Source organism: Pontibacter populi (assembly GCF_019336435.1).
In the GTDB taxonomy this organism is placed as follows: domain Bacteria; phylum Bacteroidota; class Bacteroidia; order Cytophagales; family Hymenobacteraceae; genus Pontibacter; species Pontibacter humidus.
In genome coordinates, this window is sequence record NZ_JAHWXQ010000001.1 from 1,197,912 (window position 1) to 1,211,944 (window position 14,033).

11 protein-coding genes are annotated in these 14,033 nt (G+C 45.7%); 2 read left to right on the top strand and 9 right to left on the bottom strand.

All coding sequences use genetic code 11. The annotated features are described in order from the left end of the window. Positions 1 to 75: 75 nt before the first annotated feature. Positions 76 to 843, top strand: a complete 768-nt coding sequence (locus KYK27_RS05190; protein WP_199108916.1) for a TIGR00266 family protein — start codon at positions 76 to 78, stop codon at positions 841 to 843. A gap of 388 nt (positions 844 to 1,231) precedes the next feature. Here KYK27_RS05190 and KYK27_RS05195 read toward each other — a convergent pair whose 3' ends face one another. From KYK27_RS05195 to lptB, 3 genes are all read right to left on the bottom strand, one after another. Next, positions 1,232 to 2,716 carry a GH3 auxin-responsive promoter family protein gene (locus tag KYK27_RS05195; protein ID WP_199108917.1) on the bottom strand — a complete coding sequence of 495 codons (1,485 nt, stop codon included), beginning with the start codon at positions 2,714 to 2,716 and terminating at the stop codon, positions 1,232 to 1,234. A gap of 70 nt (positions 2,717 to 2,786) precedes the next feature. Further along, entirely contained in the window at positions 2,787 to 3,167 is a 381-nt protein-coding gene (locus KYK27_RS05200) for a four helix bundle protein (protein WP_199108918.1), read from the bottom strand. Positions 3,168 to 3,212: 45 nt separating this feature from the next. After that, complete coding sequence (gene lptB, locus KYK27_RS05205) at positions 3,213 to 3,944, bottom strand: LPS export ABC transporter ATP-binding protein (RefSeq protein ID WP_199108919.1); 732 nt, start codon at positions 3,942 to 3,944, stop codon at positions 3,213 to 3,215. A 193-nt stretch (positions 3,945 to 4,137) separates the two neighbouring features. Between lptB and KYK27_RS05210 the strand changes: the two genes are divergently transcribed. Next, the gene (locus KYK27_RS05210; RefSeq protein WP_199108920.1) at positions 4,138 to 4,959 is read left to right on the top strand and encodes a glycoside hydrolase family 25 protein; all 822 of its coding nucleotides are present in this window, start codon (positions 4,138 to 4,140) and stop codon (positions 4,957 to 4,959) included. A gap of 58 nt (positions 4,960 to 5,017) precedes the next feature. Here KYK27_RS05210 and recJ read toward each other — a convergent pair whose 3' ends face one another. From recJ to lptC, 6 genes are all read right to left on the bottom strand, one after another. Then, a complete protein-coding gene (recJ, locus tag KYK27_RS05215) occupies positions 5,018 to 6,724 on the bottom strand; it encodes a single-stranded-DNA-specific exonuclease RecJ (protein WP_199108921.1) in 1,707 nt (568 codons plus the stop codon). A gap of 1,008 nt (positions 6,725 to 7,732) precedes the next feature. After that, the gene (locus KYK27_RS05220) at positions 7,733 to 9,550 is read right to left on the bottom strand and encodes a tetratricopeptide repeat protein (RefSeq protein ID WP_199108923.1); all 1,818 of its coding nucleotides are present in this window, start codon (positions 9,548 to 9,550) and stop codon (positions 7,733 to 7,735) included. Between the two features lie 150 nt (positions 9,551 to 9,700). After that, complete coding sequence (locus tag KYK27_RS05225; protein WP_199108924.1) at positions 9,701 to 11,800, bottom strand: peptidylprolyl isomerase; 2,100 nt, start codon at positions 11,798 to 11,800, stop codon at positions 9,701 to 9,703. A 77-nt stretch (positions 11,801 to 11,877) separates the two neighbouring features. Beyond that, positions 11,878 to 13,179 (bottom strand): hemolysin family protein, encoded by a 1,302-nt coding sequence (locus KYK27_RS05230; RefSeq protein WP_199108925.1) that lies wholly within the window; start codon positions 13,177 to 13,179, stop codon positions 11,878 to 11,880. Positions 13,180 to 13,196: 17 nt separating this feature from the next. Continuing rightward, on the bottom strand, positions 13,197 to 13,370 hold the full coding sequence (locus KYK27_RS05235) for a hypothetical protein (RefSeq protein ID WP_162428057.1): 174 nt from the start codon (positions 13,368 to 13,370) through the stop codon (positions 13,197 to 13,199). Then, complete coding sequence (gene lptC, locus KYK27_RS05240; protein WP_199108926.1) at positions 13,370 to 13,909, bottom strand: LPS export ABC transporter periplasmic protein LptC; 540 nt, start codon at positions 13,907 to 13,909, stop codon at positions 13,370 to 13,372. Before lptC ends, KYK27_RS05235 begins: the two co-directional genes overlap by 1 nt. Positions 13,910 to 14,033 lie beyond the last annotated feature (124 nt).

Sequence of the window (14,033 nt, forward strand, 5' to 3'; positions counted from 1 at the left end):
AAGTTAAACTATAGTTGCTACTCAGTTTCTGCTAATTTATTATCTTGCTGTACTATAACAAATCAGGAACTGACTATGAGAAATTCACACGAAATTGATTACAAGATTTTTGGCAACGACATACAAGTGCTGGAGATTGAGCTCGACCCGCAGGAAACAGTAATTGCTGAAGCCGGCGCCATGGTGTACATGGAAGAAGGCATCGATTTCCAGACCAAAATGGGTGACGGCTCTAACCCAAGCCAGGGCTTTTTAGGGAAACTGGTATCAGCAGGTAGCCGCCTTATTACCGGCGAATCGTTGTTTATGACGCACTTTACCCACATGGGACATGGCAAAAGCCGTGTTGCCTTCTCTGCACCTTATCCGGGCACTATCCTCCCCGTTGACCTAACAACCACGCGTAACCGCACACTTATCACGCAGAAAGACGCTTTCCTGGCTGCTGCACTGGGCACCAAAATAAGCATCCATTTTAACCAGCGTTTAGGCGCAGGCTTTTTCGGTGGCGAGGGCTTTATACTGCAAAAGATGCAGGGCGATGGCATGGCCTTTATACACGCCGGCGGAACTATAGTTGAGAAGCAATTGAACAACGAAACCCTTAGAGTTGATACTGGTTGCGTAGTGGCCTTTGAAGAAGGGATAGATTTTAGCGTGCAGCGTGCCGGTGGCTTAAAATCGATGATATTTGGTGGTGAAGGTTTATTCTTAGCTACCCTGCGTGGTACAGGCCGCGTTTGGCTGCAGTCTATGCCGGTTAAGAAACTGATTCAGGCACTGATGCCGCAAGGAGAGAATGCCCGCAAAGAAGGTGGTATTTTGAGTAGTTTTTTGGAGTAGACAGTCGCAACGCTCCCAATTATGAATTAGAAATTATAAATTATAAATTGGGTTATACTCACAAGTATAGCTTTTAACTACAAACAACCCCGGTAAGTCTATACTTACCGGGGTTGTTTGTTATCTTCTCTGCCGCAAGTTTAGCGCTTGCGTAACTTGTGGCTTTGTTTAGCTGCAAGTTTTCAACTTGCTTTCTGCGCAGCAGAAAAGTATACAGTAGTAGATTTTTAGCTGTGGCCAGCGAACTATAGTTCCGTGAAGTGCAGGCTATAGTTTTATAGTTACGCCTATCGTAATTCTTGCTTTTACAAAGCAAAGCCAGTTACAAGCTGGCTGCCATCTCAACCACAAGTTACGCTGCCGCTAAACTTGCGGTATCAGCCGTTACTTACAGCCCATTTACCTGCATAATCTCTTCCAGGTACTCGCGGGAATTGCTGAGGCGTGGTACTTTGTTTTGTCCGCCCAGTTTTCCTTTCTCGCGAAGCCAGTTCATAAAAGTCCCTTGCGGGGCAGCATGTACGATTGGGCCTTGCAGGGCAATGTCGTTCTGGCGCTTAGCATCATAATCGGAATTCACTTCGCGTAGTGTTTCGTCGAGCAGGTACGTGAATTGCTTCAGGTTATCCGGTTGCTTCTCAAATTCTATTAGCCATTCGTGACCGCCACGTTTGCCGCTTTCCATGAAGATAGGCGCAGCCGTAAAGTTAGTGATAATGGCTCCGGTTGCTTCGCAGGCTCTGGTAATGGCAGCTTCTGCGTTCTCAACTATAACTTCTTCTCCGAAGGCATTTATAAAGTGCTTGGTACGCCCAGAAATCTTAATGCGGTAAGGACTGAGACTGGTAAACCGGATGGTGTCACCGATCTTATAGCGCCACAGGCCGGCATTGGTAGAGATAACGATCGCATAGTTCTTATTCAACTCAACCTGGTCCAGCGTCAGCGTTTTGGGGATTTCTTCTTCAAACTGGTCCATCGGTATAAACTCATAGTATACACCATAGTCCAGCATCAACAGCATTTCATCTTCTGTTCCGGCCTGGTCCTGTATCCCGAAAAACCCTTCCGAAGCATTGTATACTTCCAGGTAGTTCATCTTATCAGAAGGGATAATCTCTTTAAATAACTGGCGGTAAGGTCCGAAAGCTACAGCGCCATGTGTGAAAAGCTCCAGGTTAGGCCATACTTCCAGTATGTTGTTCTTGCCTGTCACTTCCAGGATGCGTTTTAGAAGTACATAGGTCCAGGTAGGTACGCCGCTCATGCTGGTTACATTCTCCTGCACGGTCAACTCTACCATCTTCTCTATTTTCTCTTCCCACTTGTCCATCAAGGCCACTTTAAGTGGTGGCGTGCGCATAGCCTCTGCCCAGATCGGCAGGTTCTGCATGATCACTGCCGATACGTCGCCACACGATACTTTTGCATTCAGTTCGCTCGGGCGGTGGCTCCCTCCTATTGATAAGCCTTTGCCGGTAAACAGTTTGGTTTCGGGGTAGAGATTAACATAAATAGACAGCATATCTTTCCCGCCTTTGTAGTGGCAATCTTCCAGAGACTCCGGGCTGACAGGAATAAACTTGCTGCGCGCATTGGTAGTACCCGATGATTTGGCAAACCATTCGATCTTGCTGGGCCATAGCAGGTTCTGCTCACCCATCATCACGCGCTCAATGTAGGGATATAATTCCTCGTAAGCAGTAACCGGCACGCGTTCCTGAAACTCCCTAACTGAGAGACCATCAGAGTAACCATATTTCTTACCCCATTCCGTACCCTTTGCAGTACTGATCAGGTTCTGAAACAGCTCGTTCTGTACCTCATGCGGATACTTCCGAAACAGATCGATATCATGGATCCGTTTCTTCATTACCCAGGTTACTATAGAGTTTATTATTTCCAAATTGATTGCTGATTGTTAATTGTTGATTGTTTTTGGGCTAGACACTTAGGTTGTCATTTGTCAGCTTTATCAAACTGTTTATCATTTTAGGTAATTTCTGTAAAACTGCAAACACATGTTCATACTCTTCCTGTGTTAACAGCTTTCTTACTTTACTTTTCTCGTTCCAATTCAGGCATTCATAAACCGAACCTCTGGCATAACGATAGAAATTGATTTTATCTTTCTTTCCATGCCTGCCAAAACCCTCAGCTATGTTCGCAGAAATGCTATCAATTGCGGTAACATACTGAATACCTACCGTTTGTTTAGCAAAATAATCCCACCGTTCTACTTTACTCCAAACATAATTGCTTAAGGAAAAAGATACTTTATAAACATCTAAGTCATTTAACTGAAGGTGCTTTTTCTCTTGCATAAAATCTACTTACGAGAAAAGCAATCAACAATTAACAATCAGCAACTAAACCTTACGCTTCAACTCAAAGTGCTTACCTAAGTAAACGCGGCGTACCTGTTCGTCTGCAGCCAGTTCTTCGGCAGTTCCTGATTTCAATATTTTCCCTTCAAACAGTAGGTAGGCACGGTCGGTAATTGAGAGGGTCTCGTTTACGTTGTGGTCTGTTATAAGGATACCGATGTTTTTGCTCTTAAGCTTAGCAACTATACTTTGAATCTCTTCTACGGCAATTGGGTCTACGCCGGCAAAAGGCTCATCCAGCAATACAAAGCTAGGGTCAACGGCAAGGGCGCGGGCAATTTCGGTGCGGCGGCGCTCACCACCGGATAATACAACTCCCTTATTCTTACGCACATGCGTCAGCGAGAACTCTTCCAGCAGCTCTTCTACTTTCTGGCGTTGTTCTTCTTTGGTTTTGTTTGTCATTTCCAGCACGGCAAGTATGTTCTCCTCTACCGTTAACTGCCGGAAAACAGATGCTTCCTGAGCCAGGTAACCAACGCCACGCTTGGCACGCTTGTACATCGGCAGGTCTGTAATGTCCTCTGTATCCAGGAAAATCCTGCCCGAATTAGGCTTTACCAATCCCACAATCATGTAGAAGGATGTAGTTTTACCGGCACCATTCGGGCCAAGTAATCCTACAATCTCACCCTGGTTCACTTCTACGCTCACATCGTTTACAACATGGCGCGATTTATATTTTTTAAATAAGTGTTCAGCTCTGAGTATCATGTGGCTAAGTTACGGAATTATAGTTTCATAGTGCAAGGTTGCAACTTTTCGTTGCGGGTATAGTGTTGCATAGCCAAGCTCCCGCTTTTGTACAATTTAACTTTATTAACAATCTGTATAAAAGATGCTATATCCACTTGTTTATCAGCAGGTAGTTATATAAATTAAAATACTTTTAGCCAACCACCTATTTATGACGCTTTCTTTACTCCTATCGCTAAGCAAGCACTTTGCGCTTACCGGCCTGCTATGGTATAGTTCCATAACGGGTTTTAATACTGTTTCTGCCGAAAATACGGGTATAAAAACTATAGATAATAGTGGTGAGACCAAAAGCAGTACCAGTTCCTCGCTTAAAGGAATTGACGTATCAAGATGGCAGAAGGAAGTAGACTGGATGCAGGTGAAAGATGCTGGCGTAACCTTTGCATTTGTAAAGGCAACACAAGGCGATTTTAGATTAGACCCGTTTTTTGAACGCAACTGGGAAGAAACCAAACGTTACGGCATTAAGCGTGGCGCTTACCATTTCTATAAGCCCGAAGCTCCCGTTCAGGATCAGATTAAGCTTTTTACGAGCACTGTAACACTGGCTCCGGGCGATTTGCCTCCGGTGCTGGATATTGAAGTAGCAAAACCTGGTATGACCGGCGAACAGCTGCGTGCGGATCTAAAGATATGGCTGGAGGCTGTAACGCAGCACTATGGCGTAAGACCAATTATTTATACCAGCCAGAATTATTATCGCCGCTGGTTAAAAGGCCATTTTACGGACTACCATTTCTGGATTGCCCGCTACAGCGATGTAAAGCCGGAGATTCACCATACGGATAGCTGGATGTTCTGGCAGTTTACCGACCGTGGCTCTGTTGCCGGCATTAACGCGGCTGTCGATATTAATTTCTTCGCAGGAGATATGGATAAACTGACCGAGCTTTGCCTGCCTGAGTTTGTAACTACAACCGAGCAGTTGAGCCCGTTACAGCAGTTAAAGCATAAGTACCCGCATCCATAGTACAACAACTATAGATCTTACAGGAAGGCAGCCTTTACAGCAAGTAGAGGCTGCTTTTTTAGTTAAAGCGGATATCTTTAATAGAAAGCTGGGTGGTGATGTTGCCTCTATAGTTGTTCTCTTCTATACTATAGCACACATCAAACGGAATGCCTTTGGAAATATGCGGATAAAGATCGCCAAACCCGAATGCAATTGCATCGAAAGAGGTATAGCCATCCTGCGTCAGGCGCAGTTTCAGGTGGGTATCGCCAACTACGCGCAGGTTACCCGTATCATACACACACTCTGATACAAACACAGGCCGCATGTTGCCCGGCCCAAAAGGCTCCATCTGTTTTATGATACCGAAGAAATTACGCGTGATCTGGCTGAAGTTAATCTTGGCCTCTATCTCTATCTGTGGCGTTTTTTGGTCTTCGGTAATGGAATTGGCTACAAACTGCTCAAAGCGCTCTCTGAAGGCCGGTATGTTCTCAACAGGCAATGTTAAGCCCGCTGCATACATGTGGCCACCATACTGGTCTAAAAGGTCTGAGCAGCTCTCTATGGCACTGTGCACATTAAACCCATGCACTGAGCGCGCCGAACCTGACGCTTTGCCATTCGATTCAGTAAGAATTATAGTTGGGCGGTAGTACTTCTCGATGCAGCGTGATGCTACTATACCGATTACTCCTTTGTGCCAGCTTTCCTTGTACAAGACTGTAGAGTTGGCGCTTCGCAGAAAATCATCTTCTTCGATCATCTGCAGCGCTTCCTTGGTAATGTTGCTGTCTTTGCTGCGGCGTTCTTTGTTAGATTCGTTGATGATATCAGCCATTTTAAAAGCCTCATCCTTGGTCTGAGCCAGCAGCATACGTACTGAGTTCTTGGCGTCCCCCATACGGCCGGCAGCATTTATGCGTGGCGAGAAACCAAACACAATGCTGGTTATGTCCATCTCGCCGGTTATGCCAGCCAGGTCTTTCAGTGCTTCAAGGCCCGGGCGGGTTGCCTGCGGACCATTCAGTAACTGCAAACCATAGTAGGCCAGTATCCTGTTCTCTCCAACTATAGGAACGATATCAGCAGCAATGCTAACCACCACTAGGTCCAGGAAATGGAAAAGTTCTTCCAGTTCTACGCCATTCTGCAAACAAAATGCCTGCAGCAACTTAAACCCAACACCACAACCTGATAGTTCTTTAAACGGGTAAGGGCAATCAATTTGCTTCGGGTCCAATACTGCTATAGCCTGAGGAACCACATCATCAGGTAAGTGGTGGTCGCAGATAATAAAATCAATACCTAGGCTGGCTGCATAGGCTACTTTATCTGCTGACTTTATACCACAGTCGAGGCTGATGATGAGACCGAAACCATGTTCTGCAGCATACTCAATACCCGCCGTAGAAACTCCGTAACCTTCTTTGTACCTGTCAGGGATGTAAAACTCGATCTGGTGGGTATAATGGCGCAGAAAACCATACATAAGCGCTACCGAAGTGGTACCATCTACATCGTAATCACCATAAACCAGTATTTTTTCGGAACGATGCAGGGCTTCTGTGAGGCGGTTAACAGCAAGGTGCATGTCCTTCATCAGGAAAGGATCGTGCAGGTCGGCTATGGAAGGCCGGAAGAAGGCTTTAGCCTCTTCGAAAGTACAGATATTGCGCTGGCAAAGTATAGTCGCTATAGTTGGGCTTACCTTCAGGCTCTCTGCCAGGTTGTTCACTATCTCTTCAGATACTTGCTGCTTGTATACCCACCTTTTCTCCATAATGCTTCTCGGACTTGCTATCTGTTCCGATGCAAAGGTAACCAAATTAAACAGTTTTTAGTTTTCGAGTGCTTAAGCGCCTGGTCATCTTTTGCCTTATTTTTCTTACTTTTGCATTAATACAACAGTGCGTGCCGTGAAACGATTCATAGAATTATTTAATAAGTATAAGGATTACTCCCTTGACCTGGTGATGTATGGGTTTTTCCTCTTATTTATACTCTTCCTTTTTATCTTCTTCAGTTAGTTTCACTCTTGTTATTACGAACGCAGAGAGAAATCTGGATTCTATAGTTCCTTCTTTGTCATTTCGAACAAAGTGAGAAATCTAACTAAGCTTATAGTTAGAGAGGTCTGGGTTCTCTAGTTAGAGTCTCTACAATCCGAACCAAGCCTTCTCTTTCATCGCTGCTTTTCCATCCTGGGAGCTTTACTTACCTACTGTTTTATAGTTAGCTTTGGTACCCTCACGGCCGGGAGGCCCCGTCTTCGGGCATCGCGCTGCTGCTTTCTTGCTATCCTCGTCCCTCGGGCTGCCTGACGGCACCGCAACAAAGCAAAGGCGCTCAACCCAAAGACTGATACGTTTTGCATAGCTCAAGCTACAGTTGATTTGAACCGGTAAGCTTCGAGCTTGATTGTGGTGATAGTTCCGAGGGGACAGGTGAACCTGTCCTGCTTGGGGTATGTAGCTATAAAACTATAGCCACCAACTTTAACTATAGCCGAAAAGTCCCACTTTGAAGGGGGTAGGGGGATGACAAACAGCAACTATGAAACGATAATTCTAACTATAGCCGCAATTCCCCTCTCGGGAGGGGCAGGGGTGGGTTAATACCGTAACTATAAAACGATAACCCCAACTATAGCAATGGCCTAAAAGCTCCCGCATTAGATAAGGAGAGACTGGGCGTAGTTGGGCCACAGAAACTATGAAACTATAGCTTTTAGCATACCATCAAAGGCTGTAACCCAAAAAACCAACAACCTAGGTCCAGCTAGCTACTCCTAATTAACAGTATCCCCTCTTAGCTTACGGAAACGTTTGCGGGCTTCGGCTACGAAGATGCTGCCCTGGTGCTTTTTAAGGAGGTCGTTGTATAGTTGCTGGGCCTTGGCAGGGTCTTTCAGGTTCTCTTCGTAAATGTAGGCCATTCTAAACAAGGCATCGTCGCTTAGAATGTCGTATTGCGGATTTCCAACTATATGCTGCAAACTGGCAACTGCTTCAGTAAAGTTACCCATGCGCTCCTGTATAGCTGCTTTCTGAAAATAAATCTCATCCGTTAAACTATGACCGGGATATTTCTTCAGCATTCCATCTAGTTTTGTAAGCGCCTGCTGTAGTTTATTCTGGAAAACAAGCAACTCTATAGCCGCGTACTCTTCCATTGCTGTGGTTGATGTATCCAGGCCAGTATTATCTGTAATCAGCAGACTCAGGTCCATGGCATCGTTAGCGATTTCGCGGCTGGTAGCCAGTTTCAGAATATCTAAGTGTGCCTGTGCCAGTTCGAAGTCTCCTTTATAGTAGCTTAAGCGCGCATTCCTCAGTTTGGCATCATACCCGATCGGTGTATCCTTATGCGATTTCTCTACCTGAGAGTATAACAACGTTGCTTCCCAGGGCTCTCCTTTTAAGACATAAATGTCGCCCAGCGTAAGTTTGCTTTCTGCTACCAGATTGGCGTTGGCACGTGGCATGGCTATCGCTTCCTGTAACAATTCTATGGCTTTGGCTTTATCATCAAGGTAAAAGGCATACAGATTTGCCATATGTTGCAGCACTTCTGCGGTGGCAGCACTACGCCCTACTTCTGTCAGCAGGGCATCATAATCTGCAATAAGGGCACGTATCTTTTCCTGATCAACCGGGAAGGTATTCTGTACCTGTTCTTCACGGGCATTTATCAGTCGCTGCCTTGCAACCAGGTAGTAAGGCCCTTCCGGATATTCCTTAATGATGTACTCATATGCTTCAATGGCGCTGTTATAGTCTTTGTTCTGCGCACTGATCGCACCCAACTCCATCACCCTCGATCCGCCGCTCCGCGTCCGTTTATCAACTGCGCGTGCCTGCATCAGAGCGCCGTAAAAGTCCAGTCGTTGCACATACAGCCAGATCAGCAATTCGCTATAACCAAGTTTATCCGGGTTCTGCTGCACACGCATGATCAGTTCTTTCTCCAATGCATCCTGGGCTTTCTCATCCCGCACACTGTTCTGAAGCATGTTCTGTACATAGCCAACTTCGCTCTCATTTTCCTGCAACAGGTTCAGCACTTCAGGTATCAGGGCTTCATTTTTCTGCCGGTAACTATAAAGGGCTATCAGCGGGCGGTTATTTTCCAGTGGGTTCTTGGTCAGTTCACGGCCACGCAGGTAGGCTTTCTCGGCATAGTCGTATAGTTCGTTTTGAATAAAGGCACTGGCTACTACAACAGTTGCCTCCGGGTTCATTTGCTGGATGAGCTTATTGAAGTGTTTCTCAGCACCGGCCTTATCGCCTGCCGCCTGGTACACCATTCCCAGGTCCACTTCAAAATTATAGTTGCCGGGGTTCTGTTTTATAGTTCGCTTAACCAGCTTTTCGGCTTCTTTATAGTTACGTAGTGCCAGCAGCGTTTTCAGGTAGTCAGGGTAAGTTACCGAGAACAGACGTTTGTCTTCTACCAGTTTTTCATAAAGTTCGGCAGCTTTCTGGTACTCACCTTTGCTAAAGTATTCCCGTGCCAGTTCCAGGTTCTGGGTTTGCGCCTGCGCTATAGTTGCAGCTATAGTTAAGCAAAGTGCCAGCAACAGGTATGTTTTCTTGAGTAAGGCCATAGGTGTACTTAAAACGAGAGTTTGCCTGAACTTGATATATGAACTTTAGCGGTTCTCCACTTTTAAATTAAAACTTATAGTTCTGATATCCTATAAAACAAAAGAGCCACTCTGTTGGGAGTGGCTCTTCTACTATATTGGCAACCTGGCTTAGAAGAATCTAACGCGGTTGTCAGTGATATTTGCTTTTTCTTTGATAGCTTCAAAAGCCTGGCTTTCTGTGTTAGCAGAGCGCATATTTACTAACTGCTGCTTCACGCCAGACAGGTCCTGTACTTCCGGTGCTTTTGTAATGTTTACAAGCTCTACTACAATAACACCACCGTTACCTTCGAAAGGAGCAGTACGGCCACCTGGCTTCAGGCCAAACGTTTTACCAACTGCAACTGGCTCCAGACCAATACCAGGTATAGTTCCGGAAGCAAATGTTACATCGTCAGCAGTTCTAAGCATCGCATCCGGGCCATAAGCAGCAGCCATCTGGTCTACGTTGCCTTTCGTTTTCTGTATTTTCTCGATGATCTGTTTTGCTTTCAGTTCGTTACGAACAGCAGCAGTAAGTTCGTCTTTGATGTCCTCTACTTTAGCATAGCCTTTTTCGCGCTTGCCGGTAAGTACAGCTACAACAAACTGATCTTCGATTTCGAATACCGGAGAAACATCACCTACTTTAGTGTCTTTAGCATATGTCCAGCGAACCAGCTCACGTGCATTGTTAAGGCCACCGGCAACAATGTTGTTCTTCCCGATCTCTTTCACATCCTGTTTTACCAGGGCTTTGTTTTGCGCAACGTTAGCACGGAATTCCTCCAGGCTACCACTTGTACCAGACAGTTCATCGGCTACAGCATAAGCTGCATCACGCGTAGACTCGCTTGGCTCCATGGCGCGCTCGATAGCGGCAATTTTGTATGAACGGCTTGTTTTAGGCTGAGTAACTTTTACGATGTGGTAACCATATTCTGTCTCAACCAGCTCTGGCAATAAACCTGCTGAAGAAGCACCGAATACTGCTTTCTCGAAAGGAGCTACCATCTGGCCAGTCTGGAACCAGCCCAGGTCGCCGCCTACCGAAGCAGTACCATCAGAACCGTACTGTGCAGCCATTTGCGCAAAGTCAGCACCTTTTTTGATCTGGTTCAGTACATCTGTTGCTTTCGCTTTTGCAGCTGCTTTTGCTTCAGGGGTGTCGCTTTCCGGCTTTATCAGGATGTGGCTTGCTTTTGCAGCGCTCTTGCCACCATCTTTCACATCTACTACTTTATACAAAGAGTAAGAATTTTCAGCAGTAAACGGGCCGTAAACTTTACCTTCTTCCAGGGTTACAGTGCGAAGTTGCTCCGGCAGTTCACCTGGTGTTAAGTATGCACCGTTATATGGTCTGTCTGAGTTAGCATTAACAAAAGCCGAGTCGTTGGATGCTGCTGCAAATTGCTTCGCTACAGATGCCATTTCCTCTTCGTATGTTTTGTTATCTTCCTGCGACGCAGTAACTGGTACTGTTACGTACTCTATGCTGCGGCCTTCTTCAACTTTATAAAGTTCTTTGTTGCGCTCATAAAAATCCTTCAGCTGGGCATCTGTTACATTTACCGCAGAATCAGAAATTGTAAAATAAGGCACGTACAATACTTTTACAGAAGCTGTGGCATTCTGCGCATTAAAGAAGTTTTTAGCCTCTGCAGTAGTTACGTAAACCGATTTGTTAAGCAGGTTGCTATACTTGGTACGTACGCGGTCAGAAGCTACACCCTGCTCAAAGTTTGTCCACATTGGACGGTCTGCAGGAGCCATGTTCTGAAGGTACTGCACCACTTGTGCACGATCGAACTCTCCTGTTTGCGGGTTAGTAAATGCCTGACGAACGGCCGGGTGTATGTTGTTACCCTGTACCATATCAAACAGTTCTTCTTCTGACACCTCAATGCCAAGGCGCTCGTACTCTTTCTCTAAGGCAATTTTAAAGATCAGTTGGTTCCATGCCTGCTCACGCAGCATAGCAAGTTCGCCTTCGTTGGCAGATCTGCCAGTCTGATTCTCGTAGTTGGTTTTCATTTGCTGGAAAACCTCATCAAACTCCTGGTATTCAATTGTTTCACCAGCTATCTCGCCAATCTCGTTGGCGTCGTTTCCAAGAAGCCTTGAGTTTGGTCCGAGCAGGTCGCCGCCTACTACAAATATACCAAGCCCAATGGCAATGGCGCCTACCGCCCAACCAGACTTCTCTCTAATCTTGTTAATTAATGCCATTATCTGTTTAACTTATAAAAAGGATTGTGCAAAATAAGGTTAATCGCGCTAAAATTCAAAATTTTATGCAATTCTGTTTAACGTTCCGGTTCTACCTGAAACTCTGAGGTTTTCACGAGCCGTACCGTATTTATCCGGTTTTCATCCATCGACAGTATCGTAATACTGAACGGCGGGTACTCTACTACATCACCAGGCGTCGGTATTTCTCCTGCCACTGAAAAAATAAACCCGCCCAGTGTCTCGTAATCGCCCTCCGGCAGGTCAAGTTCGTATTTGTCGTTCAGGTAATCCACTTCCAGGCGACCGCTAAGCGTGTAGATTCCCTGTTCCGGTAAAACCTGCTCCAGCAGCATTTCGTCTACGTCGTATTCGTCTTCAATCTCCCCGAAAATTTCTTCTATCACATCCTCTACCGTAACTATACCTGCTGTTCCGCCAAACTCATCCAACACTACGGCTACGCTTCGGTGCTCTGCTACAAACTTTATAAACAGCTCGCTCGCCATCATACTTTCCGGCACCAGGCTTACAACAGAGAGTATGTCCTCTATGCGCTTGGGCTGCTTGAACATGTCGAGCTGGTGACAGTACCCGATTATGTTATCGATGTTATCGCGGTAGATCAGTATTTTGGAATGGCCAGTAGCCGTAAATGCGTGCCGCAGTTTCTCTACAGAGTCGTCTACTTCCACGGCTTCTATTTCGGTGCGGGGCACCATACACTCGCGCACTTTTACGGTTTTAAACTCCAGCGCATTATGAAAGATTTCTGAGTCTACTTCAGGGGCATGTTCCTGTTCGGGTTGGTAGAGGCGGCTTTTGATGTAAGCATTGAGGTCGGTAAAACCAAAAACGGGCTTCTGATCCGGGAACTCTATCTTAAATATTTTTTCGGCGACCAGTTTGCTCAGGCTAACGATAACATAAACCACCGGATAAAGCAGGTAATAAAATATGAGTATCGGCAGGGCTAGCACCTGCAACATGCGGTTCGGGTTGATAACAAAAAGGCTGCGCGGTAAAAACTCAGCGGTAAAAAGAACTACCACCGAGGCTACGGCCACCTGTATTACAACTATAAGCAGGTCGTATTGCAGCCGCTCCGGAAAGACATGCGACAGCAATGTATGCAGCACACCTGCTATTGCAAAGCCATACAGCACTAAAGCCAGCGTATTCCCTATCAGGGCTGTGCCCATCAGGCGCGACGGGTGTTTAAGCAAATGCCACAGGATGCGCCCCGACAATACTCCGTTCTTCTCGCTAAGCTCTATCTGCAGTTTGTTAACTGACATAAACGCGATCTCGATGCCTGAAAAAAAAGCAGACAGCAGCAAGCCTGTAACTAAAAGTATGATCTGGTGAGGTTCTATCATTTTTTAAAAGCCCGGCGTCAGGACTTCATGTTCTTTTTACGGTGCCTGTAAACTATAAACAGCACCAGCGCAATCATAAATAACCAGTAATTCCCGGCAATGTCTTTTTCTTCTATGCTTCTGTGGATGCCGATAACAATGGTCACGAACGCCAGTGATAATAAAATGGTATTTAAAAGATTTTGGTTCATTACTCTTCTATGTCGAAAACCCCTGTGATCTTTTTTATAGTGTAGTTATCGAAGTTCTGATCTGACTGAAGCCCCTGGCCTGTAACCACACGGTTAGGTGTTGTTATTTTCACAAACTTATCGGTGTAAATTTTACGGCGGCGCCTGTCCCAGTATAGTTCTTCGGTTTCAAGCTTCTCGCCTTTCAGGATGTTATGTACCTGTACATCGCCTTTTGCAAAGTATAGTTCGCTGCCTTTGGTCTGTTTGCCATAGTCAGCTCGCATAGTAGATGTGATCTTGCCCGACTGCTGGAAAAACTCTACATAAAAGCCTTTCGGGAAAACACCGTCGCCTTTCTCGAACTCCTGCTGCACAGGCGCCTTCATCCGGATCATCAGTTTGGCAGAGTCACTGTAAAGTGTGAAAACATCTTTATTTTCCATGACAGGCCCGGTGTACTTTACTTCCTTGTCCGGGTCTTTCAGTTCTTTCTGGCAACCGGCACCTGCTATAGTTATGGTCAGCGAAAATAAATATAGCCACCCTCTTATCTTCATTTCCTACTCTATGGTTTTTGTGAATTTAGCAATTTTTATGCGAAACTACATTCGCCTGACTTCATGGTAGCCTATAATACAAGAAAGGCCGCTTTACAACGGCCTTCTCTGTTATAGTTAAACT

Excerpts from the sequence above, each read along its gene's own strand:
- KYK27_RS05195 (WP_199108917.1), bottom strand. The coding sequence starts at position 2,716 with ATGAAGAAACGGATCCATGATATCGATCTGTTTCGGAAGTATCCGCAT.
- KYK27_RS05235 (WP_162428057.1), bottom strand. The coding sequence starts at position 13,370 with ATGAACCAAAATCTTTTAAATACCATTTTATTATCACTGGCGTTCGTG.
- KYK27_RS05200 (WP_199108918.1), bottom strand. The coding sequence starts at position 3,167 with ATGCAAGAGAAAAAGCACCTTCAGTTAAATGACTTAGATGTTTATAAA.
- KYK27_RS05220 (WP_199108923.1), bottom strand. The coding sequence starts at position 9,550 with ATGGCCTTACTCAAGAAAACATACCTGTTGCTGGCACTTTGCTTAACT.
- lptC (WP_199108926.1), bottom strand. The coding sequence starts at position 13,909 with ATGAAGATAAGAGGGTGGCTATATTTATTTTCGCTGACCATAACTATA.
- recJ (WP_199108921.1), bottom strand. The coding sequence starts at position 6,724 with ATGGAGAAAAGGTGGGTATACAAGCAGCAAGTATCTGAAGAGATAGTG.
- KYK27_RS05190 (WP_199108916.1), top strand. The coding sequence starts at position 76 with ATGAGAAATTCACACGAAATTGATTACAAGATTTTTGGCAACGACATA.
- KYK27_RS05230 (WP_199108925.1), bottom strand. The coding sequence starts at position 13,179 with ATGATAGAACCTCACCAGATCATACTTTTAGTTACAGGCTTGCTGCTG.
- KYK27_RS05225 (WP_199108924.1), bottom strand. The coding sequence starts at position 11,800 with ATGGCATTAATTAACAAGATTAGAGAGAAGTCTGGTTGGGCGGTAGGC.
- lptB (WP_199108919.1), bottom strand. The coding sequence starts at position 3,944 with ATGATACTCAGAGCTGAACACTTATTTAAAAAATATAAATCGCGCCAT.
- KYK27_RS05210 (WP_199108920.1), top strand. The coding sequence starts at position 4,138 with ATGACGCTTTCTTTACTCCTATCGCTAAGCAAGCACTTTGCGCTTACC.